This window comes from Candidatus Methanoperedens sp., assembly GCA_027460535.1.
Lineage (GTDB): Archaea > Halobacteriota > Methanosarcinia > Methanosarcinales > Methanoperedenaceae > Methanoperedens.
Map to the genome: position 1 here is coordinate 50,969 of JAPZAR010000022.1, position 19,279 is coordinate 70,247.

Below are 19,279 nucleotides of genomic sequence, written 5' to 3' on the forward strand. Positions count from 1 at the left end.
GGTCATACTTCTGTAATAGCATCACAGTCACAAACTATTTCTTTTACCCTTCGGTATATAGTGCGGATGATAATCGGAACCTTAGGACCTGAGGGCTCGTTCTCGGGGAAAGCAGCGAAACAATGGAATGATGAAGCGGATTTGCGCTACTATGATGATATCCAGGACACCGTAGATGCTATCCGCCGCGGCGAAGTGGACTGCAGCGTGGTACCAGTGGAGAATTCACTGGAAGGCTCTATTGCGCTAACTCTCGATCTCCTTATGGAATGTCAGTTAAAAATAATGGGCGAGGTAATAATCCAGATAAAACATTGCCTTCTTTCGAAGGGCAGGATCAAGGATATAAAAGTCATCATGTCCATACCTCAGGCATTATCACAGTGCAGGAAGTACATCAAAAAAAATTTCAAGAATGTCGAGCTTCGCTCCGCATTGAGTACCTCGCATGCTGCAAAAATTGCTTCAGAATCAAAGGAAATAGCAGCCATTGCTTCTATGGAATCAGCCGAGATATACGGGTTAAAAATACTGGATGAGAATATACAGGATGCAAGCGAGAACTTCACAAGGTTCATCGTTGTGGGGAAAAAGATGTCACAGGCAACAGGCAATGATAAGACATCGATAATCGTGTATCTTGAAAAAAATAGACCGGGGGCGCTTTATGAGATACTGGGAGAATTCGCTAAAAAGGGGATAGACCTGACCAAGATCGAATCTCGCCCTACCAAAAAGAATCTTGGAGATTATCTTTTCTATATCGATATGAAAGGACATATCGATGATCGGATTATAAAGGATACCCTTGATAGGATAAAGAGTAAAACGGGGATGCTGAAGATCCTTGGCTCTTATCCTTCCGCCCAATGAAAAGTTTTATCTCCAATTAACTCTCATAATTGAGTAGCATCTCAAAAATGAGTGGCATATGGACATACTAACTTTAAAAAAACTTGCTCTTCTCGGGGCTCATAAAAGCCCTGTGCAAATATCATCGATGGAATTTGCTTTGCATATAGATTCAAGCCCGCAAACAGCGGCAAGGAAGCTCAAAAGTCTTGAAGATGAAATGCTCATATCAAGGCAGATCCTGCATGATGGGCAGTTGATCTCAATCACAAGAACAGGCATTGAAGCGCTGCATGGGGAATTGAATGATTACAGAACGATTTTTTCCGTGAATGAAAATAATTTATTTTTAAGCGGAAAGGTGATAACCGGGCTTGGGGAAGGGCAGTATTACATATCTCTGGAAGGATACAGGAAGCAGTTCCGCGAAAAACTGGGTTTTGATCCCTATCCGGGCACCTTGAACGTAAGACTTGACCCGGCAAGTATCGAAACTCGAAAAAGCATTAACTGCAATATCAGGATATCGGGATTCACGGACAATAACAGGACTTTCGGGCCTGGTTCCTGTTTTAATGTGAAGATCTCAGATCTCCGGGGGGCAGTAATTGTGCCTGAACGCACACATTATCCTGAAGACATAATAGAGATAATTGCGTCTGTGAAGCTCAGGGATTACTTGAATGTCAATGATGGAAATACAGTTCGAGTGGAGGTATTTAAATGACTCTTGAAAATGCAATTGAAGCGATCCGTCAGGGTAAGATGATACTCCTGTTCGATGATGAGGATAGGGAAGGTGAGACGGATTTAGTGATACCGGCACTTTGCGTCACACCCGCTGAGGTTGCACGCATGCGCCGTGACGGTGGCGGTCTCATATGCGTGGCAATATACGGAAAGGCAGCTGAAAAGTTAGGCCTTCCTTTCATGTCCGAACTCCTGAAAAGCGTATCTCTGAACGGCCATAAATCACTGGGCAGCATCGTAGAAAAAAAAGGGGACATCCCCTATGATGCGCGTTCTTCTTTTTCACTGTGGGTTAATCACAGGAATACGTTCACAGGCATCACTGATAACGATAGGGCCCTGACCATCTGTAAAATAGGCGAGACTGTACAGAGGGTCATGAACGGAGAAAATATCGATTTTGGAAAAGAGTTCAGGTCTCCGGGGCATGTTGCTTTACTGCGTGCGGCCTCAGGGCTTCTGGACGAGCGGCGAGGCCAGACCGAACTTTCAATAGGATTGGCTTTGATGGCAGGGATAAATCCTTCAATGGTGGTATGCGAGATGCTGGATGGGAACTCTGGAAAGGCGCTGTCAAAGAAGGACGCAATAAAATACTCCATACGGCACAGGCTGCCTTTCGTTGAAGGGAAGGATGTTCTTGAGGCGTCTAATTGTATCTTATTATAGAAGAATAAGACTTCCAGTAATGGCATGGAACACACTTATCCCCACTCTGCTTTTAAAGGTTACTTGCTCAGTTCTTTCAAACGCTTGATGTTTGCCATCATAGCAGCTGACTCTTTTTTCTTCTGGGTCTCAAGATATTCGATTATCGAATCGATATTGATCTTGAGCTGATAAATCTTGTAAGGCCTGCCTTTCCCGGGTTTTTTCTCTTCCCTTTCTGCTATCCAATCAAGTTCTTCCAGCTCGCGCATAGCAATGCTGACTTCCGGCTGTCTTAAATCCGAGCCCATTTCAAGGTCCCGGGATGTAACTTCTTTAACGTTTTTTAAATAAGTGAGTACTTTTGCGACATTTCTCTTTAAACCGAGGTCAATCAGAGTATCAGCAAATTCTTCATCAGATTTGTCAAGAACATTAACCGAGAGACTCTTCATAATATTTCACCCTTCGCTTAAAATGTATTCCTTAAATATAAATCTTGCGTTTTAATATTATATTTAAAAGAAAAGTTGTAGAATCAAAACCGGATTATTAGACGTAATGTTCAGGCAGCTTATAAATTGTGTAGGTCCCCAATGACTAGGAATGGTCACTAATTGAAATGCACATGGATAGCTATCCTCCAAATGTCCGCCGTGACAAAATGTGCATTTATAGGAAAGATCAGTTTCTCCAATAACTCAATTCTGGCTTAGAATCGTTACCATCAAAATGCATATATCTTAGTTTTTCCTTATGTGACTGGGATTCAAATGGATTTATTGATTTATTTTAATGGAAAATTTGTGCCAAAACAGGAGGCAAGAACCTCGATATACGACCACGGTTTTTTATACGGGGATGGTGTTTTTGAAGGTATCAGGGCGTACAACGGGAAGGTATTCAGGCTTGATGGCCATCTTGACAGGATGTACGACTCCGCCAAAGCGATAGATCTGAAGATAACGCTTTCAAAAGATGAGATGAAAAAAGCGATCATAGAAACCCTGAAAAAAAATAAGCTGAAAGATGCATACATCCGCCCAATCGTAACACGCGGAGATGGCGACCTGGGACTTGATCCCAGAAAATGTGCCACACCCAATATTTTCATAATCACACAGGAGTGGGGCGCCATGTACGGTGACCTCTATGAAAAAGGTCTAACTGCCGTCACAGTAGGTATAAGGAGAAACGCACCTGAGGCCCTCCCTCCGAACATCAAATCATTGAATTATCTGAACAATATTCTAGCCAAGATCGAAGCCAATGTAAAAGGCGGCGATGAAGCGATAATGGTCGATGTCCATGGAAATATCTCCGAAGGTTCAGGGGACAATATTTTTGTTGTGAAAAACGGCAGGATAATAACCCCTCCAGCCCTTAACAACCTTAGGGGAATAACAAGAGCGGCCGCAATAGAGCTAGCTCAAAAAGAGGGAATAGAAGTATCTGAAACCAACATGGGCCTGTTCGATATCTATACGGCAGACGAAGTTTTCGTAACGGGCACGGCAGCTGAGATCGCCCCCGTGACTAAAATAGATGGGCGTTCAATAGGGGAAGGCAGTCCGGGCAAGATTACCAAAAAATTGATGGCCGCATTCAAGGAACTTACAAAGAGAGAAGGTACACCGATCGCTTAGATTGCTTGAATCATTTCTCGGATGGAATACGTAACACATTTTACTGAGCATAATAATTAGAATGATGCGATAGGTTTTTGGTTATTGAGTTATATTATAAGTTTCAGAGGATATAAGAATGGCAGAATCTCCAAGAGAAACTGAAAAAGGGCTTAAGCTCAAAGCCAAAATGGTGAACACAGATGACTTGAACTACACATTTCAGGTTTATCCAGTCAATGTAGACTGGACATACTCAGAGCTTGAATCCGCGTATAGAATACTTGATTTCAAGTTTAAAAACGATTCTATGCGGCAAATCGTTCGTAATGTATTATTGAAATACAAAGAGCCATACTGCGACTCAATAAGAGTAGGGTCAAAAGAATATATCTTTGAAGTCCAAATCTCAAAAGGGATCGATACTGATAAACTCAAAGATATATTCACCCAGATAGCAAATGAATTAAAATCCGATATCTCAAGTAGCAAATCTGAATTAGAATCGGTCCAGAAATTCCTGGAAGATACCGAATTTTAACTGCTTCATATATCTATTCCATCTGGCAGAGAGAACTTAATTATACCTCTCTGACCACGTGGATGTTCGAGAACGGTATATAGTGTTTCTTCCCAGCATTTTCTCCCTCGAGCGGATAGAACACTAAATACTGGTCATTATGTTTCACTTCTATTACGTTTGCATTTGTTATCCATCGATCGAAAGTGGATTTCCCATCCTCACCGATGTATCTCCTGGATTCTATTATATATTTCCTGTCTGCCATAATCTACCTCCTCTGTTATTTTGTAGATGATTGTATTTCAATTTTATTGAAAGCAAGATAACTTTAGAAAAATTTTAAGACTAGATTGCCTGATATCTGCACCATTCCTATAACTCCAAGTGTCAGCAAAGAAATGAAAATATCAGCTGCGCCGATTTTTCTCTTGCCGGTATACACGTTAGCATCCGCGCTATAACCCCGGCAAAGCATGCTCTGGTATGTCCTCTCTCCTTGCTCATAAGAGCGGATGAACAGGGAACTTATTGTGTATCCCAGTTGTTCCAGTGTCCATCTTCGCGGCACTCTTTTATTCCAGATGTCAAAACCACGTGTCTTCTGTGCGGTTCTTATCCGTCCGAGCATATTCCAGAAAACAAATAGATAGCGCACCATCATTGTAAACAGGAGCGCAATTTCCTTTGGCAACCCCAGTCGGCGTGCCGAGGAGACAAGCTCGCTCATGGATGTGGTTGAAGAAAGAAGTATTACAGCAGTTATACACACCAGGAATTTCGCGAAGATGCTTGCCCCAAAGAGCGCACCTTCCAGGCTTATTTCCAGCCCGAATGGGAGGGTGTATAGAACATGGAAATCCCTCAAGAATGGCTGCTTTATGACAAGCTGCAGGATGGCTACGCTGAAACCGAACGGCAGGGCTATTGCGAATCGAAGGGCAAGGTATGGAAAATCAAGCCTGGCTAGCAAGAGCAGCGCACCCAGATAAACCTCAATCAATCCGAGTTTCAAGAAATTTTGAGTATCTACCCTGGGGAGGGCAACTGCGTACACGATTATTGCAAGGGTAATGAAGATCTTGATCCTCCCGTCCAGCCTGTGAATGGGAGTTTTCTTGTAGGTCTCGCGCTCAAACTCCGTGAGTGATATGTGCATCCTATTTCACCATTCTGAGGAGTTCGTCCCTCGCTTCTTCAAGCGTGAACTTGATGTTCACTGGCACGCCTTCTTCCTGCAGCATTTCCATGAGCTGTGCTACAATTGGCAGACGCAGATGGGTTTTTCTTATCATTTCATCGGTTGAGAATATCTCAGCAGGAGTTCCATCGCCAATGATTTTCCCTGAGGACATGATACACACCCTGTCGGCGAGCAATGGGACGATATCCACTTCATGTGTTGCGATGATCGTAGTTATCCCCATGTACCTGTTCATATCGTTGATCAACCTGATCAGGCGCAAGGCACCACCCGGGTCAAGTCCTGCTGTGGGCTCATCCAGCACCAGCACTTCGGGTTGCATTGCAAGTATACCAGCTATAGCGACCTTCTTTTTCTCACCTGTGCTCAGGTGATGCGGTGCCCTTTCCTCAAAGCCTGTCAGGCGCACGGTTTCAAGGGACTCGCGTACACGTTTTTCAATCTCATTCCCGCCTAAGCCGAGATTCATGGGGCCGAAGGCCACATCCTGCTTCACCGTCGGGGCGAATATCTGGTCATCAGGGTCCTGGAAAACCAGACCCACAGTCCTTCGCACATCGAGGATGTTCTTGCTGTTTATCGGATCACCCTTGATCAGTACTTCACCGCTCGTTGATCTGAGTATCCCGTTGAAGTGCTTGAAAAGCGTGGATTTCCCTGCTCCGTTGGCTCCTATGATGGCAATGCGCTCTCCGCGTTTGGCGGTGAAATTGATGCAGTCAAGTGCTTTGATCTTTCCCCTGTATACGTGGCTCAGGTCGCGTGTTTCGATAATATTCATGTTATGCCCTTTTGATCAATCTTACAGCACCCAGCGAAATCAGGATTATTGCAGCGAATCCGATCATTATTGCAATGACTTTCCCTTCCATTCCCATGCCAGGTATGGAATAATTTGGGAATAAAGGTGATATTGGAGCTATTATATTGTTTATTCCATTTTTTACAACTATGGTTGTAGTCTGCTGGAGCCCATCCGGGTTGCTGGTTGTGAGGAAAGGCGCAGCCAGTGCAAGCCCGATTACTACCACAATGCCTGCTGCGGCGACCTTGATGGCGCTGACATTTTTATGGGCGTCCTGTGAGACTATATCGGGACGGGCTTTTGTTATGGCAGAAAATACGATGACGGTGATAAGTCCTTCCCCCAGCCCCGCAACGCCCTGGAATGTCCCCATCAGGAGAACACCCTGCTTTAGAGGGAATGTGCCTGCAAACCACAGTTCGAATGCCAGGGCTATAGCTGGCAAGATCATGCTGAGCCACGCCCCTGCGAACATCGCCACAGACCGCTTTACCGATAGTTTGCAAAGACCGATATAGCTGTAATATCCCAGAAAACCGCCTATTATCCCCATGTTCATTATGTTCGCTCCCATAGCCGTTATCCCGCCGTCCCCGAAAAGGGATTGCACGGCAAGTACCAGCGTCATCAGCAGCACCGCTGCCCATGGACTTGCGAATATGATTGCCGTGAGAGCGGCGCCCACAATATGCCAGCTCACGCCGCCGAGCATGGGAATAGGTATGAGAAGATTAGCTGCTATGTTTATAGTCTGCAGTACGAACATGCCCGCCGCAAGCACACCGAAGAGGGGTATCATACTTTCATCAATTTCGCTGCGCGCCCATTTTACCGATCGGGCGATGAAGAATATGGCTATTATCCAGTAGACAGCCGCCTGTCCCAAAGGGATGTATCCGTCTGGAATGTGCAAAAATTTTACCTCCTGAAGCAATTTTTATTAATTATTTTTAAATATGCACATATATAGTATTACGAAATTGCAATTTTGTAATACTAAATAATGCATTATAAATCGTTATGGTATATGTAAGTTTTGCTGCCCCTTTTTGCGCTCACATGGAAGTACCATGCTCACAGGACATTACGGATTAGTATTTCGCAATTGTTCTGCCAATCCGGCCTACGCAATAATGCATTTTAGTTAAATGGCTTTTCAATTTCACTTCCCGAATCTCCTTTGTCGTTTCTGAAAATCCCTAATAGCGCGGAGGAAATCCACCTTTCTTAAATCCAGCCAGTTAACATCTGTAAAATACAGCTCAGAATAAACCGATTGCCAGATGAGAAAATCGGTCAACCTTTTCCCGCCTGCCCGTATCACAAGGTCAGGCTCGCACTGGAACAGCAAATGAGATTCTATTGCTTTTTCATCGATATCTTCGGGAACCATTTCACCACTTTCTATTTTTTCCATTATTTCCCTGATGGCATGGGTCAATTCATATTTTCCGCTGTATCCGAGCGATATATCAAGCCTCATGCCTTCTCTTTCATCCTTTTTTATTTCTTTGTTCCAGCGTGTGATCACGTTGATATTACCCGTTATACTGGAGAGCACTGAAGGAATTTCAAAAGCAAGCTTATTACATATATTGTCGCTGAGCTCTGCATCCACGTCGATTATGTTGACATGTATCGTTACCGTGCATATTCCGGTCTCGTTGCACCAGGAAACAAAGGATTTGAGTTTTCCATAATTACTATCTGCCAGCAGGTCGCTTTCAGCAAGCGCGAGGACGATATGTTTTGGTACTGCCTGGTTTTCTATTGCATTCTTGAGTTTCCATTCATACAGTCCTGAAATCAGTCCCATGGTTCAGTATTGGAACAGAAGGATAAAGTATTTGCTTATCAGCACGGATTCTGTTAAAGATGAAGCTGAGGCAGGAGTATAAAACGCAGGGCATCTACATTTCTCTCGGATTGATCATATTACTTCTGCCATTTCTAAAATCTTTTTTTTTGATAGTGTTCCTGGGGGGTGCGCTCTTGTTCTCAAGTTTGTCCCCGAAATCACCGGTATTTGGCATGCTGGCCAGGGAATCGGATATTAAAGCAGGGAAACTCACAGGTCTGGTACAGCTCTTTTTCACTATGGGTATTCTCATGCTGATGGGTTTTCTTACAGGATTTGACAGGTTCCCGTTATTCCTGATCGCCGGGGCTTTTGCCATCACGACATTTGGCGATGGGGTAGCAGATCTTGTAAATATACACGATAAAGTGAGAAATGCTGATACCCAGCAAAATGGCATCAAAATCTATTCCGCAAAATCGAGTATTGTTTTCTTGATCTCAGGGAGCATCTATGCATTCCTTGTAGGGGTATGGATATCAGGGTTCACTTTACACGTCCCTTACGGGATGCTCTTTTTCCTCGCGGTCATCGGATCCATTACAGGCGCGCTGCTTGAGTCTATGACGGTGACAGAAGATAATATCCTCATCCCCTTTGGGTCTGCAATGGTGATGTGGCTTTTCTATGCATTCAGCTTCAGCTATAATGTGGACACGGTCTATCTTATTCAGGCCCTGCTTTTTGCTTTCATGCTTGGTTACCTTGCTTACCGCGCGCGTATTGCCGATATCTCAGCTATGCTGAGCGCGACACTGCTTGGGGTTGTGATCATTATATCCAGCAACTTTTTCTGGTTTTTTATCCTCCTCTCATTCTTTTTATTGGGGGGGATTTTCACAAGATATAAATACAATTTCAAGCTCGCCCGAGGGATAGCGGAAGGGAAGGGTGGGGTGAGGGGATACAGGAACGTTTTCAGCAATTCCCTGGCTGCCCTTGCACTGGCAATGGCTTTTAGGATATTTCCGGCAAGCTCAGCGTTTTTGCTTCCTGCTTATCTTGGTTCGATCGCTACAGCGACGGGAGACACGCTGGCGAGTGAGATAGGCGAGACCTGCAAAGGAGAGCCAAGAATGATAACGACACTCAAAAAAGTGCCCGCAGGTACAGACGGCGCAATTTCAAGCCTTGGCGAGTATGCGGCTTTTTTCGGCGCTTCTGTAATTGCGGTCCTTGCATTCTTTTTGATAAGTAATGATACAGGTCTTTTAATTGCCGTGGCAGCAGGAGGCTTTATTGGCACGAACATTGATAGTGTGCTGGGCGCCACGTTGCAGCGGAAAGGTTACCTTTCAAATAACGGGGTCAATCTTCTTGCCACCATTTCAGGATCTATCGTATCAGGAATAATTTATGGGCTCGTAGTATAGTCCGGATAGTACATGGGCCTCCGGAGCCTATGACCCGGGTTCAAATCCCGGCGAGCCCGTTCATTATCAGCTTTGAGGATGCATTTAGAAAAGGGTTCTAACGAACTCAGGTATGAGAAACAGCGTGAACGCCAAACCTGTGATCGCCACGAACAACCAGAAAACATAACCCGGTAATAGCCAAGAACTCATTAATGCACCTCATTTAAGAAATGAGATTCCTGCATATAAAACTTACTTAAAAAAATCCGCCACGCCAAAAAAAAATAAAAAATAGTTAAAAATAAATTAAACTTTTTTGAGCTTGTCTATGCCTGCTTTCTTTACATTCGGCTTATTAATTTTTGCAGGCATCCATTTCGGTTTGTTCTTCGGGGCAGGAACAAGTTCTTTCCATCCCTTATAGATGTGAACCTTCTTGGTTCCTCTTTCTCTCAATCTCAGTTCAACCGGCTTTGATTTTGTTCCCTTGCTGCGGTTGGCTGCTTTCAGGGCCGCCTGACGCGGCTGATTTCCTGTGAAAACTCCAGTCTCTTTTCCGTTCTTTTCCCTTAATACAAAATTTCTTATTTTCGCCATATTTTTATTACCCCGACAACGATTCGTTGTCTTATCCTTTACTTCTCTCTTCATTATATATAAACCTTGCTATGAAAACAAACGGCTTTGCATACCGTTTTGTAATTATGCTACTTCTGATACCGGTATTTCAGAAACTGAAAAATCAGATGCAAATGACCCAAAATAGTTTTTACAAAGACTCGAAAGCATCATCTGCAGAATATCCATTTTTTCCTTGATGAAGAAAAATCGAAGATAACAGGCTGCATGAGAGAAAGAAATAGAAATCTAATCATCATCAGTCCCCTCACCAGATTCGATTCCGTGTCTTACCTCCACTGCCATACCTTTTTTAAAAGCGATCATTTCATTGGCGGAAAGCACAGATTTCCCTGTAGCCAGGAAGCGATCATCTTCATCCACTACCAGGACTTCCTGTCCCGCCCTGATATCTGTGTCCGCAGACACGACGTGCTTTGCAAAAGCATTCTTGCCTCTTGCCACAAAAGGTGCAGAATCGCTATTAACAACAACCCTCTGCCCCGGGTGCTTGATGAATTCATGAAGCAATTTTGCGCCTGTGATACCAAGCGTCAGCATGCCATCCTGCGCCCTTACCGTTGCTATGCGGTTATTATCAAGGAGGATCTGACGCACCCTCTTTGTCATTGAAAACTGGAACCTCACAGTTTCAGGGAAGAGAATTTCCCCGGCGCCGCGCCCGAATTGGTAGTCAGCTATTGTCCTGACGCGTTTTAGATGAGAGATTTTAGCCAGCATGTTTACCCACTACATTCTTGAACAAATTATAAATGTTTAGGGGTCGAATATCCAGTTATGGAAGCGATTACCTCCTCCCGAATGGCAGCCATCGATGCTAATTGTGAATATCTCGGCGTGAAGAGTCTCCAGCTCATGGAAAATGCGGGAGCCTCAGTCGCTGCCAGTGTGAGAAAAAAGATAAAATCAGGTAAGGTTGTTATAATAGCTGGTAAAGGAAATAACGGGGGAGATGCTTTCGTTGCTGCGCGGCATCTTGTCGGTTATGAAACCAGGGTAATACTTGTGGGGCGGAAAGAAGAAATCAAGACCCAGGGGGCACGGCATAACTGGAACGTACTTGAAAAGACAATGATTCCATTGATACAGGTCATGGATTCAACCGGATTCGATTCGACCCTGCTGAAAAATGCAGATATCATAATAGACGGGATTTTCGGGACCGGCGTGAAAGGCAAAATACATGAGCCGGAGTCAACGGTGATCGATATCATCAATGAATCGGATGCTTTTGTGATATCTGTGGATGTACCATCTGGTTTTGACCCTGACGGAGGCGAGTTTGAGAAGTGCGTCCATGCTGATATAACCCTCACCTTCCATAAGATGAAAGCTGGCATGCTTGCCCCGGACGCTCGTCAATATACTGGTAAGATCGAGGTGGTGGATATAGGAATTCCAGTTGAGGCTGAATTCTTTGTCGGGCCCGGAGATATTGAACCCTTCCAGAAAAGACCGGCGATAAGCCATAAAGGGGATGCGGGGAGAATTCTGGTTATAGGCGGCGGCGCGTATTCCGGAGCTCCTGCGCTATGTGCCCTTGGAGCACTGAGGGCGGGGGCTGATATTGTTACAGTTGCAGCGCCAAGAAACGTATCTGATATAATCGCTTCTTTTTCCCCGAATCTTATCGTACGGTCACTTTCCAGTGATAGATTAGTTGAAGACGATGTTCCGGTCATTTCAGAGCTTATAAAAAGGCACGATGTTGTGGTCATGGGAATGGGCCTTGGAACTTCGGATGAGACACTCTCGGCTGTTAGAAAAATAATCCCGCTCTGCGGGAAAGCGGTCATCGATGCCGATGCGCTCAGACCCTTTATTATCCCGCTTCTCCATAAGAACATCATAATTACCCCGCATGCGGGTGAAATGAAACGGGTTTCATGGATGGATGTTCCCAAAAACGAAAACGAAAAAGCCGAGTTCGTGAAGAATTTTGCGAAAAAAAATCAATTGAACGTGTTACTAAAAGGCGCTGTGGATATGATTTCGGATGGGGTTGAGGTTCGCGCCAACAGGACGGGAAATCCGGGCATGACCGTTGGAGGCACAGGAGATGTGCTTGCTGGTTTGACGGGTGCTCTTTTTGCAGAACACGATGCTTTTGAGGCTGCTTGTGCCGCAGCGTTCATTAATGGCACAGCTGGCGATCTCGCATTCATTGAATACGGGTTTGGCCTTCTGGCTACAGACGTGGTGGATAATATACCCAAGGTGATGAAAGCATGAAAGAGATCCTTACTGACATAGAGCGTAACAGGATAAGAATTGTGATTAGATATGATGAAGACGAGATAGTTATAAGGTTAAAAATTAATGAGGCCCTGGAGCTATCTGGAAAACTGACCGAGCTGATCTCAGATTTTGAGAAAAGGAAAAAAGTCAGGATAGATTGAATGATGTTTTCACACATTCAGGACGGCAGGGCAAGAATGGTCGATATCAGCGATAAACAGGATGTTGCCAGACGCGCCGTAGCTTCCGGGGAAATAAAATTAAAGCCCGAGACGCTTGCGGCCATCGAGAACAGGCGAATTGAGAAAGGGGAAGTGCTTGAAACTGCCAGGATCGCTGCTATCATGGCGGTCAAGCAGACACCCTTAATGATCCCCATGTGTCACCAGATCCCCATAACAAGCATTGACGTGAGATTCGAAACATTTGAATCTACCATCAAAGCCATCGTCGAAGTCAAATCAACGGGTAAAACAGGTGTTGAGATGGAGGCGCTCAACGGTGTCAGTACCGCTCTCCTGACGATATGGGATATGGTTAAATCCGCGGAAAAAGATGAAACCGGTAATTACCCTGTTACTGCAATAAAAAATATAATGGTTCTGGAAAAATCAAAATCAGATCCCCATAGCAAGCATTGACGTGGGATTCGAAACATTTGAATCTACGACCAAAGCCATCGTCGAAGTCAAATCAACAGGTAAGACAGTTGTTAAAACGGAGGCGCCGTAATACCGCTCTCCTGACGATGTGGGATATGATTAAAACCGCTAAAAAGATGAACCGGGAATTCCCCTGACACTCAATTAAAAAATATAGTTGTTCTGGAAAAATCAAAACAAAATCGAAAATCTTAAAAGGTGTAGTGATTAGGTATCTAATTAAAACGATGGGTCGAAGGAGACTGAGGGTACTAAAGGCGTTAGACACCTAATCCTACTACAATATTCATTATGATTTTAATAGTATTTAATATTTACGCTTATATTATATGGTGTATATAATTATTATTATCATCATCACAAGCACGTCAATAATTATATACGTGTGCTCCGTGTGAGCTCGCCTGCTATGCTTATGCGCATCAATTCTTTCACTTTTTTCATGTCCTGGGTCTGTCCGAGCACCCACATGAGTTTTACGAGGGCTACTTCAGGCAGCATATCTTCGCCTTCGATCGCACCGGCCTTCAGTATGTCCCTACCTGTGTCATAGACACGGTCGCAGACCCTTCCGTTGATGCACTGCGATGTCATCACTACTGGTATTCCGGCTTCCGTGGCGTTCCTTATCATAGGGACCCAATCGGTCGAGACGTGACCAAGGCCAGTTCCTTCAATGACAATCCCTTTATAACCACTACCGCTGTGGAACAGAAGCGATTCGCTGCTCGCGCCTGTAACATATTTTATCAAAGCGCATTTCGGTTCAAGTTTATCATGAAGAGCCAGTTTTTTCTCTCCCCGCTTTGCGTATTTAGATAATATTTTTATCTCGCGGGATGGATATTCCACACGTCCTATGGGTCTGGCATTTATGGACTGGAAAGCGTCGCGCCTGGATGTGTGCATCTTCCTCACTTTCGTTCCTCTATGGATATGGCAGAAATCGTCACTCGTTGAGCCGTGCATTACCACGCAGACCTCCGCGATGTCGCTTGTAGCTACAACTGCGGCGCATATTGCGTTCATGGCATTGTCGCTGCTCGGCCTGTCTGCGCTTCGCTGGGAACCCACAAGGACGATTGGGACAGGGGTTTCGATCATGAAAGACAGGGCTGCAGCGGTGTACATCATGGTATCCGTGCCATGTGTGATGATTATGCCCTCCGCTCCGTTCTTGATCTCTTCATGCACTGCGCGCGCAAGCTCGATCCAGTAGGAAGGGCGCATGTTCTCGCTCAGTATGCTGTAGATCATCCGGCAGTTGTAGTTGGCTATTTCCTCAAGCCCGGGGATGGCGCGCAGGATATCCTCTGCAGAGAACTGCGATGTGACAGCGCCCGTGCGGTAGTCTATCTTGCTTGCAATGGTACCGCCCGTGGAAAGGATCGAGATGTTTGGGAGTTCTTCATTTCTTTTTTTACATGGTTGAGAAAGGGCTCCCTGGATCATTTTCTCTTCTTTTCTTTTAAGAAGGGTTACAGTGGCCCGCCTTATCCCCATATTATATCCATTTTTCAATTTTAATACTATACTGCCTGTCTGGGAAGGCATAAGGGTACCTTCATATTTCATGCCTTTTGATTCAACGCGAACCAGATCGCCTTCTTCTGCCTGCATAATCCTCTGTTCATATCAGTTGAGGATAAAAAACTTTCTTAAATGCAAGATTAAATATGCCAGGAATAATATCAGACATATATTATGGGCAGGATCGAAAAAGACAGCCTCGGCGAGATAGAAGTCCCGGATGACGTGCTCTACGGCGCTTTTACGACGCGGGCTTCCAAAAATTTCCAGATAAGCGGACTGAAAGCAAAACCGGAGTTCATCAAATCCATAGCGCTGGTAAAGAAAGCGGCTGCACTTACGAATATGAAACTCGGGATGCTAGACAAAAAACTCGGGAATGCAATTGTGGAGGCGGCCAGTGAGGTTATAGATGGGAAATTCAGGGATCAGTTCATCCTCGACGTTTTCCAGGCAGGAGCAGGCACCCCATTCAACATGAACGCCAATGAGGTCATTGCCAATGTTGCGATAAAAAAATTGGGCGGGAAGCCGGGAAACTACCACATCATACATCCGAATAACCACGTGAATATGGCGCAGTCATCCAACGATGTAATTCCAAGCTCTATCAGATTGAGCGTGCTTTTATCTCTTCCACCTCTTATCCGGGAAATGGAAGAAATGTCAACTGCTTTTCGAGCAAAGGGAAAGGAATATGCAGGCGTGATCAAGGTGGGAAGAACTCATCTTGAGGATGCAGTGCCGATACGGTACGACCAGGTGTTCGCTGGATATGCAACAGCAATCGAAAAATGTGCCGAGAGAATAAGAAATGCCAAAAAAAGCATGCTTGAGCTCGGCATCGGCGGCACTGCTGTAGGGACAGGGATAAATTCACATCCGGATTTCAAGAAGACTATTATTTTAGAATTGAACAAACTGACAGGTCTGGAATTTCATGAGGGGAACAGCGTGATGCTCTCATGGAGCATGACTGGTTTTGTAGAGATGTCCGGAGCTTTGCGGATTTTGGCAATAGATCTAAATAAGATATCAAATGATCTGCGCCTGCTTAATTCGGGGCCAAAGACCGGGATATCGGAGATAGTATTACCTGAGGTCGAGCCAGGGTCTTCCATAATGCCGGGGAAAATAAATCCCTCCATTCCAGAAGATGTTAATATGGTATGTTTCCAGGTTATGGGCAATGATAATGCCGTAGCGCTTGCGGCGGAGGCAGGACAGCTCGAACTGAACGTGATGACCCCGCTTATTGTATTTGATCTATTATGGAGTATCGAGCTTTTGACCAACGCCAGCAGGATGCTTCGAGAAAAGTGCATATCCGGAATAGTGGTTGATGAGAGAAGATGCAAAGAGCTTCTCGAGAACAGCCAGGCCCTGGCAACTGTTCTCAATCCGTATATCGGATATGAGAACGTGGCAGAGCTCGTGAAGGCAGCGCTTGCAGAGAATAAGTCCATGAAGGAGTTGCTCCTTGAAAAGGGTTTGATCCCTGAAAAGTATCTGGCCGAGATCCTTGATCCCATGAAAATGACGGAACCGGGAGTTATAGACAAGAAAATAATTGAAAAAATCAGAGAATACAGGAAAAAAAGTTGAGAACTATTATTTGATTACATCGACGAGCGCAACTCTTTCAAGAACAAGCTCGGGGATTTTTTCTTCTCCCACAGCTTTTATTTCTTCATCAGTGATATTGAAGGCTTGCATGATTGCCTCTTTCTTGGATTCGTGATACTGAAGTACGGGTTTTGGCATTATTTCATCGAATTCAGAAAAATCAGGTTTTTCCCCGATTGCCACAAGGACTATGTTATTTTCTCCTTTGTGTATCCCCAGTCTCATCGCTTTATTTATCTGGCGCGTTCCTGAAACATAGAGCATTATTTCTTTGGAAAGGTCGTTCGCAATATTTCTTTTGTTCTCAAATGAGTTGATAGCCTTCTTGACAGCGAACCTGACATGCTCTTCTCCGGCCAGCTTATCTGCATCAAACGCCTGGATCGTGATGTTTTTCTCTTTACTTATCTTCTTAAGCTTATTTAGGAATTCATCCAGACCTTCTATAAATACTGTGCCTTCGAGGATTTGTATCATCAAGCTCTAAATGGGGTTTTTCATGAAAAAGATAGCGATGGGCAAAATAGTTATGGTTTGCAGCCTGTGTCTATTGCATGAGATTTGAAGACATTATCAAACAAATAAAAAACGTCAGCAAAGCGGAAATAAAACGGGTCGCTCCGACCGATTGCAATGAGACAAAAGAAATTATTAGAACCCCAAACCCGATAGACCTGTACGAGAAAATGGTAGCAGGCTATTTGACATCTCTTTGCGCTGAGTCTATGTATCCTGAGACCTTTCATCTTGAACAGGATGGTCTTGATTATGTTGGGCTTGAACTCGAAAAAGGTTTTATCGAAGTCGGAATAGCCGCAAACAACCTTGGTTCGTGTATGAAAGGCGGAAAAATAATGGTAAAAAAGGCAGGTAGCGAAACCGGAAGCTCCATGGCAGGTGGGGAAATAATCGCTGATGAGATCAAAAGCATCGGCAATACCATAGGCGGAAGAATAACTGCGAAAAAGGTGGACAGTATCTCAAGATCTCAGGGTGCAGAAATTCTGATAAACGGGATCAAATTCAAACGCAGCATTCTTGATAGGTTATTCGGTAAATGAGCCGAACTTGACAACAGGACACGCCCATGTACACTTACCGCAATGCGTGCATTTATCATTGATCCTGGCAGTGCCGTTGACGCTGATCGCTCGTGCTGCACATTGCCCCACGCAAACTCCGCAGCCAGTGCAAGAAAGGGCACGCATGATCGTTTTTTCAGCAAGGCCGATCAGTTCCCTGGCACTTATCTCGTCCTTGCCCCGGGCCACTACCGTGCCGCTTGCATAAACATGCACATTATCCTCCCCATTCTGCGAAAGAATTACGCCATCTATTGCATTTGAATTTCCGATTATCGTGAGGAAACCTGTTTCAGAGATCAGCTGAAGGTTCAATGGCGCACTAAAACTGCCTTCTGCCGTTATCCCGCCTGTTTTGCATGGCCTGTACCCCACTGTCACAGTAAATTTGACCGGCCTTTTTCCGTATTTTGGGACAAGATTGATTCCTTTTTTCTCGGCGATCATCCTTATTGACTTGGGAACAACCTGCCAGCGCCAGAAGCCGTACATTACCCATTCTTCAGGCAATCCATTACGGGAAGCATATTCAAGAAGATATTTTTCAATCCTGCCATAAAGTTCTGGATGGATTTCTTTCAGGCGCGAAAAATCTGCCATGCTTGCGGAAGGACACAGCCAGCATCCGATGCGGTCAAACCCTTGCTCATACAATGGATTGTATTCTGCCTTCTTCCAGAAAAGATACAGCCATACATGCAGGGCAGTCCAGTTCTGGATTGGTGTAGCTCCTATCTGGTTCCCGACCCAGGGATTCCTCCAGATATGCTCGCTGTTGGCCCGTATCTCGCTTTCGTATTTTCGCTGTCCTATGAATGTAAGGCATCCATTTTCGTAGTTGTTCTCGATCAATTGCGTTATTGCGCCGAGTTTGCAGACCTTGCAGCACCATCTGGCTTCCACCGTGGGAGGACCGAAATTGTCTATCGACTGCCAGAACGAGTCGCCTGAAGAATGCATCCTTAAAGGCAGAGAAAATTCGCTCGCTATCTGCCTGACATTATCGACAGTCTCCTGGAATTCAAGACCTGTATCAGCAAAAAGAATATCAAATACGGGCGTTGCATCCCGGACAAGAAGCAGTGTGACAAGGCTGTCCTTTCCGCCAGAGTAGGAAACTGTCACCGGTTTGCCCGTCGTCTCGACGACATTTTTTATGAACTTATGAGATTTCTCCTCAAATTTTCTCAGTATAGGAAGGTTCGCGGCTACGGCATCGTCCCACGTTCTTTTTTCCCCTTCGTATGATAGCTCTGCCGGCTTTGGGGCGCCATTCCAGCGCGTCTTGACTGCCATGCCCTTTTCATGCGTGAGCATGCGTTCTGCGCTCATCCGTGCCCTACCAGTGGCGATTACTTCATTTTGCGGCGTGAGTACAATGACCTCGTCGTCCTCGACTATGCTGGCACAAGCTTCATTAACCCCGGGTGCAAGCACTGAGGCACCTTTTATGATAAAATTAACCGCTCCTTCATCCACAACCAGCCATTTCCTGTTTCCTGCCAGCCGCCGCGCCCCCTCAAGTCTGGGGATAAATACCCATCCCATCTTCTCAAGTTCAAAGCGAAGCGAACCCATCACCACGCCGTCAAATATCACCTCATCCATCCTGTCCTCATAGGGCGCCTTGTTCAGAACAACGAGCCTGCCCTCTGGTATGAGCTTCTTGCCGAACTGTTCTTCTGTCGTCCTGTTAATGAGGTCGATGTCGTATGGAAAACCCGCCCTTATATCGCCAGGCGGAGTGATATCTATCTTTTTTGTGGCAACTCCGCAGGCACAGGTTTTCCCCAGCACCGGGAGGTTGCATGAGGGGCACCAGTACAGTAATAGCTCGCCGAGGTAGTGGGTCATGGGTCTTTCTTGGAGCTTGTACTATATTAAT

Annotated in this window: 22 protein-coding genes and 1 tRNA gene; 12 read left to right on the forward strand and 11 right to left on the reverse strand. The window is 45.1% G+C overall.

Going from position 1 to position 19,279, the window contains the following annotated elements; all coding sequences use genetic code 11:
• The first annotated feature begins 66 nt into the window (after positions 1 to 66).
• From pheA to ribB, 3 genes are read left to right on the forward strand one after another with little or no spacing between them, the layout of a single operon-like run.
• Positions 67 to 873: a prephenate dehydratase gene (pheA, locus tag O8C65_09060; GenBank protein MCZ7357071.1), complete on the forward strand. Its 807-nt coding sequence runs from the start codon at positions 67 to 69 to the stop codon at positions 871 to 873.
• Positions 874 to 931: 58 nt separating this feature from the next.
• The gene (locus O8C65_09065; protein MCZ7357072.1) at positions 932 to 1,579 is read left to right on the forward strand and encodes a winged helix-turn-helix domain-containing protein/riboflavin kinase; all 648 of its coding nucleotides are present in this window, start codon (positions 932 to 934) and stop codon (positions 1,577 to 1,579) included.
• Positions 1,576 to 2,271 carry a 3,4-dihydroxy-2-butanone-4-phosphate synthase gene (gene ribB / locus O8C65_09070; protein MCZ7357073.1) on the forward strand — a complete coding sequence of 232 codons (696 nt, stop codon included), beginning with the start codon at positions 1,576 to 1,578 and terminating at the stop codon, positions 2,269 to 2,271. The genes O8C65_09065 and ribB overlap by 4 nt, the downstream gene beginning before the upstream one ends.
• Positions 2,272 to 2,330: 59 nt before the next feature.
• Here ribB and O8C65_09075 read toward each other — a convergent pair whose 3' ends face one another.
• The gene (locus tag O8C65_09075) at positions 2,331 to 2,705 is read right to left on the reverse strand and encodes a transcriptional regulator protein (GenBank protein MCZ7357074.1); all 375 of its coding nucleotides are present in this window, start codon (positions 2,703 to 2,705) and stop codon (positions 2,331 to 2,333) included.
• 318 nt (positions 2,706 to 3,023) lie between these two features.
• Between O8C65_09075 and ilvE the strand changes: the two genes are divergently transcribed.
• Positions 3,024 to 3,896 carry a branched-chain-amino-acid transaminase gene (gene ilvE / locus O8C65_09080; protein ID MCZ7357075.1) on the forward strand — a complete coding sequence of 291 codons (873 nt, stop codon included), beginning with the start codon at positions 3,024 to 3,026 and terminating at the stop codon, positions 3,894 to 3,896.
• 118 nt (positions 3,897 to 4,014) lie between these two features.
• A complete protein-coding gene (locus O8C65_09085; GenBank protein ID MCZ7357076.1) occupies positions 4,015 to 4,416 on the forward strand; it encodes a hypothetical protein in 402 nt (133 codons plus the stop codon).
• 40 nt (positions 4,417 to 4,456) lie between these two features.
• On the opposite strand, the gene O8C65_09090 is transcribed toward O8C65_09085, so the two are convergent.
• The 5 genes from O8C65_09090 to O8C65_09110 form a co-directional block, all read right to left on the reverse strand.
• Positions 4,457 to 4,663: a hypothetical protein gene (locus tag O8C65_09090; GenBank protein ID MCZ7357077.1), complete on the reverse strand. Its 207-nt coding sequence runs from the start codon at positions 4,661 to 4,663 to the stop codon at positions 4,457 to 4,459.
• Positions 4,664 to 4,726: 63 nt separating this feature from the next.
• Positions 4,727 to 5,554, reverse strand: a complete 828-nt coding sequence (cbiQ, locus tag O8C65_09095; protein ID MCZ7357078.1) for a cobalt ECF transporter T component CbiQ — start codon at positions 5,552 to 5,554, stop codon at positions 4,727 to 4,729.
• A gap of 1 nt (position 5,555) precedes the next feature.
• Positions 5,556 to 6,380 (reverse strand): ATP-binding cassette domain-containing protein, encoded by an 825-nt coding sequence (locus tag O8C65_09100; protein ID MCZ7357079.1) that lies wholly within the window; start codon positions 6,378 to 6,380, stop codon positions 5,556 to 5,558.
• A gap of 1 nt (position 6,381) precedes the next feature.
• On the reverse strand, positions 6,382 to 7,317 hold the full coding sequence (gene cbiM / locus O8C65_09105; protein MCZ7357080.1) for a cobalt transporter CbiM: 936 nt from the start codon (positions 7,315 to 7,317) through the stop codon (positions 6,382 to 6,384).
• Between the two features lie 249 nt (positions 7,318 to 7,566).
• Positions 7,567 to 8,220 (reverse strand): undecaprenyl diphosphate synthase family protein, encoded by a 654-nt coding sequence (locus O8C65_09110; protein MCZ7357081.1) that lies wholly within the window; start codon positions 8,218 to 8,220, stop codon positions 7,567 to 7,569.
• Positions 8,221 to 8,279: 59 nt separating this feature from the next.
• On the opposite strand from O8C65_09110, the gene O8C65_09115 reads away from it, so the two are divergent.
• Complete coding sequence (locus tag O8C65_09115; GenBank protein ID MCZ7357082.1) at positions 8,280 to 9,635, forward strand: TIGR00297 family protein; 1,356 nt, start codon at positions 8,280 to 8,282, stop codon at positions 9,633 to 9,635.
• Positions 9,621 to 9,694, forward strand: a tRNA-Arg gene (locus O8C65_09120). Before O8C65_09115 ends, O8C65_09120 begins: the two co-directional genes overlap by 15 nt.
• A 229-nt stretch (positions 9,695 to 9,923) precedes the next feature.
• Here the strand turns inward: O8C65_09120 and O8C65_09125 are convergent.
• A complete protein-coding gene (locus O8C65_09125) occupies positions 9,924 to 10,214 on the reverse strand; it encodes a non-histone chromosomal MC1 family protein (protein MCZ7357083.1) in 291 nt (96 codons plus the stop codon).
• 270 nt (positions 10,215 to 10,484) lie between these two features.
• Positions 10,485 to 10,976, reverse strand: a complete 492-nt coding sequence (locus O8C65_09130) for a pseudouridine synthase (GenBank protein MCZ7357084.1) — start codon at positions 10,974 to 10,976, stop codon at positions 10,485 to 10,487.
• 57 nt (positions 10,977 to 11,033) lie between these two features.
• Between O8C65_09130 and O8C65_09135 the strand changes: the two genes are divergently transcribed.
• From O8C65_09135 to moaC, 3 genes are read left to right on the forward strand one after another with little or no spacing between them, the layout of a single operon-like run.
• Positions 11,034 to 12,488 (forward strand): NAD(P)H-hydrate dehydratase, encoded by a 1,455-nt coding sequence (locus tag O8C65_09135; GenBank protein ID MCZ7357085.1) that lies wholly within the window; start codon positions 11,034 to 11,036, stop codon positions 12,486 to 12,488.
• Positions 12,485 to 12,655 (forward strand): hypothetical protein, encoded by a 171-nt coding sequence (locus O8C65_09140; protein ID MCZ7357086.1) that lies wholly within the window; start codon positions 12,485 to 12,487, stop codon positions 12,653 to 12,655. Before O8C65_09135 ends, O8C65_09140 begins: the two co-directional genes overlap by 4 nt.
• Positions 12,656 to 13,135: a cyclic pyranopterin monophosphate synthase MoaC gene (gene moaC / locus O8C65_09145; protein ID MCZ7357087.1), complete on the forward strand. Its 480-nt coding sequence runs from the start codon at positions 12,656 to 12,658 to the stop codon at positions 13,133 to 13,135.
• Between the two features lie 396 nt (positions 13,136 to 13,531).
• On the opposite strand, the gene gatD is transcribed toward moaC, so the two are convergent.
• Complete coding sequence (gatD, locus tag O8C65_09150; protein ID MCZ7357088.1) at positions 13,532 to 14,776, reverse strand: Glu-tRNA(Gln) amidotransferase subunit GatD; 1,245 nt, start codon at positions 14,774 to 14,776, stop codon at positions 13,532 to 13,534.
• An 84-nt stretch (positions 14,777 to 14,860) separates the two neighbouring features.
• Between gatD and O8C65_09155 the strand changes: the two genes are divergently transcribed.
• Positions 14,861 to 16,291 (forward strand): aspartate ammonia-lyase, encoded by a 1,431-nt coding sequence (locus O8C65_09155; GenBank protein ID MCZ7357089.1) that lies wholly within the window; start codon positions 14,861 to 14,863, stop codon positions 16,289 to 16,291.
• A gap of 6 nt (positions 16,292 to 16,297) precedes the next feature.
• On the opposite strand, the gene cgi121 is transcribed toward O8C65_09155, so the two are convergent.
• Positions 16,298 to 16,789, reverse strand: a complete 492-nt coding sequence (gene cgi121, locus O8C65_09160) for a KEOPS complex subunit Cgi121 (GenBank protein ID MCZ7357090.1) — start codon at positions 16,787 to 16,789, stop codon at positions 16,298 to 16,300.
• A gap of 77 nt (positions 16,790 to 16,866) precedes the next feature.
• Between cgi121 and O8C65_09165 the strand changes: the two genes are divergently transcribed.
• Positions 16,867 to 17,373 carry a hypothetical protein gene (locus tag O8C65_09165; protein MCZ7357091.1) on the forward strand — a complete coding sequence of 169 codons (507 nt, stop codon included), beginning with the start codon at positions 16,867 to 16,869 and terminating at the stop codon, positions 17,371 to 17,373.
• Here the strand turns inward: O8C65_09165 and O8C65_09170 are convergent.
• Positions 17,359 to 19,248 carry a phosphoadenosine phosphosulfate reductase family protein gene (locus O8C65_09170; protein MCZ7357092.1) on the reverse strand — a complete coding sequence of 630 codons (1,890 nt, stop codon included), beginning with the start codon at positions 19,246 to 19,248 and terminating at the stop codon, positions 17,359 to 17,361. The genes O8C65_09165 and O8C65_09170 overlap by 15 nt on opposite strands.
• Positions 19,249 to 19,279: the final 31 nt, after the last annotated feature.

Excerpts from the sequence above, each read along its gene's own strand:
- pheA (MCZ7357071.1), top strand. The coding sequence starts at position 67 with ATGATAATCGGAACCTTAGGACCTGAGGGCTCGTTCTCGGGGAAAGCA.
- O8C65_09065 (MCZ7357072.1), top strand. The coding sequence starts at position 932 with ATGGACATACTAACTTTAAAAAAACTTGCTCTTCTCGGGGCTCATAAA.
- ribB (MCZ7357073.1), top strand. The coding sequence starts at position 1,576 with ATGACTCTTGAAAATGCAATTGAAGCGATCCGTCAGGGTAAGATGATA.
- O8C65_09075 (MCZ7357074.1), bottom strand. The coding sequence starts at position 2,705 with ATGAAGAGTCTCTCGGTTAATGTTCTTGACAAATCTGATGAAGAATTT.
- ilvE (MCZ7357075.1), top strand. The coding sequence starts at position 3,024 with ATGGATTTATTGATTTATTTTAATGGAAAATTTGTGCCAAAACAGGAG.
- O8C65_09085 (MCZ7357076.1), top strand. The coding sequence starts at position 4,015 with ATGGCAGAATCTCCAAGAGAAACTGAAAAAGGGCTTAAGCTCAAAGCC.
- O8C65_09090 (MCZ7357077.1), bottom strand. The coding sequence starts at position 4,663 with ATGGCAGACAGGAAATATATAATAGAATCCAGGAGATACATCGGTGAG.
- cbiQ (MCZ7357078.1), bottom strand. The coding sequence starts at position 5,554 with ATGCACATATCACTCACGGAGTTTGAGCGCGAGACCTACAAGAAAACT.
- O8C65_09100 (MCZ7357079.1), bottom strand. The coding sequence starts at position 6,380 with ATGAATATTATCGAAACACGCGACCTGAGCCACGTATACAGGGGAAAG.
- O8C65_09110 (MCZ7357081.1), bottom strand. The coding sequence starts at position 8,220 with ATGGGACTGATTTCAGGACTGTATGAATGGAAACTCAAGAATGCAATA.
- O8C65_09115 (MCZ7357082.1), top strand. The coding sequence starts at position 8,280 with ATGAAGCTGAGGCAGGAGTATAAAACGCAGGGCATCTACATTTCTCTC.
- O8C65_09125 (MCZ7357083.1), bottom strand. The coding sequence starts at position 10,214 with ATGGCGAAAATAAGAAATTTTGTATTAAGGGAAAAGAACGGAAAAGAG.
- O8C65_09130 (MCZ7357084.1), bottom strand. The coding sequence starts at position 10,976 with ATGCTGGCTAAAATCTCTCATCTAAAACGCGTCAGGACAATAGCTGAC.
- O8C65_09135 (MCZ7357085.1), top strand. The coding sequence starts at position 11,034 with ATGGAAGCGATTACCTCCTCCCGAATGGCAGCCATCGATGCTAATTGT.
- O8C65_09140 (MCZ7357086.1), top strand. The coding sequence starts at position 12,485 with ATGAAAGAGATCCTTACTGACATAGAGCGTAACAGGATAAGAATTGTG.
- moaC (MCZ7357087.1), top strand. The coding sequence starts at position 12,656 with ATGATGTTTTCACACATTCAGGACGGCAGGGCAAGAATGGTCGATATC.
- gatD (MCZ7357088.1), bottom strand. The coding sequence starts at position 14,776 with ATGCAGGCAGAAGAAGGCGATCTGGTTCGCGTTGAATCAAAAGGCATG.
- O8C65_09155 (MCZ7357089.1), top strand. The coding sequence starts at position 14,861 with ATGGGCAGGATCGAAAAAGACAGCCTCGGCGAGATAGAAGTCCCGGAT.
- cgi121 (MCZ7357090.1), bottom strand. The coding sequence starts at position 16,789 with ATGATACAAATCCTCGAAGGCACAGTATTTATAGAAGGTCTGGATGAA.
- O8C65_09165 (MCZ7357091.1), top strand. The coding sequence starts at position 16,867 with ATGAGATTTGAAGACATTATCAAACAAATAAAAAACGTCAGCAAAGCG.
- O8C65_09170 (MCZ7357092.1), bottom strand. The coding sequence starts at position 19,248 with ATGACCCACTACCTCGGCGAGCTATTACTGTACTGGTGCCCCTCATGC.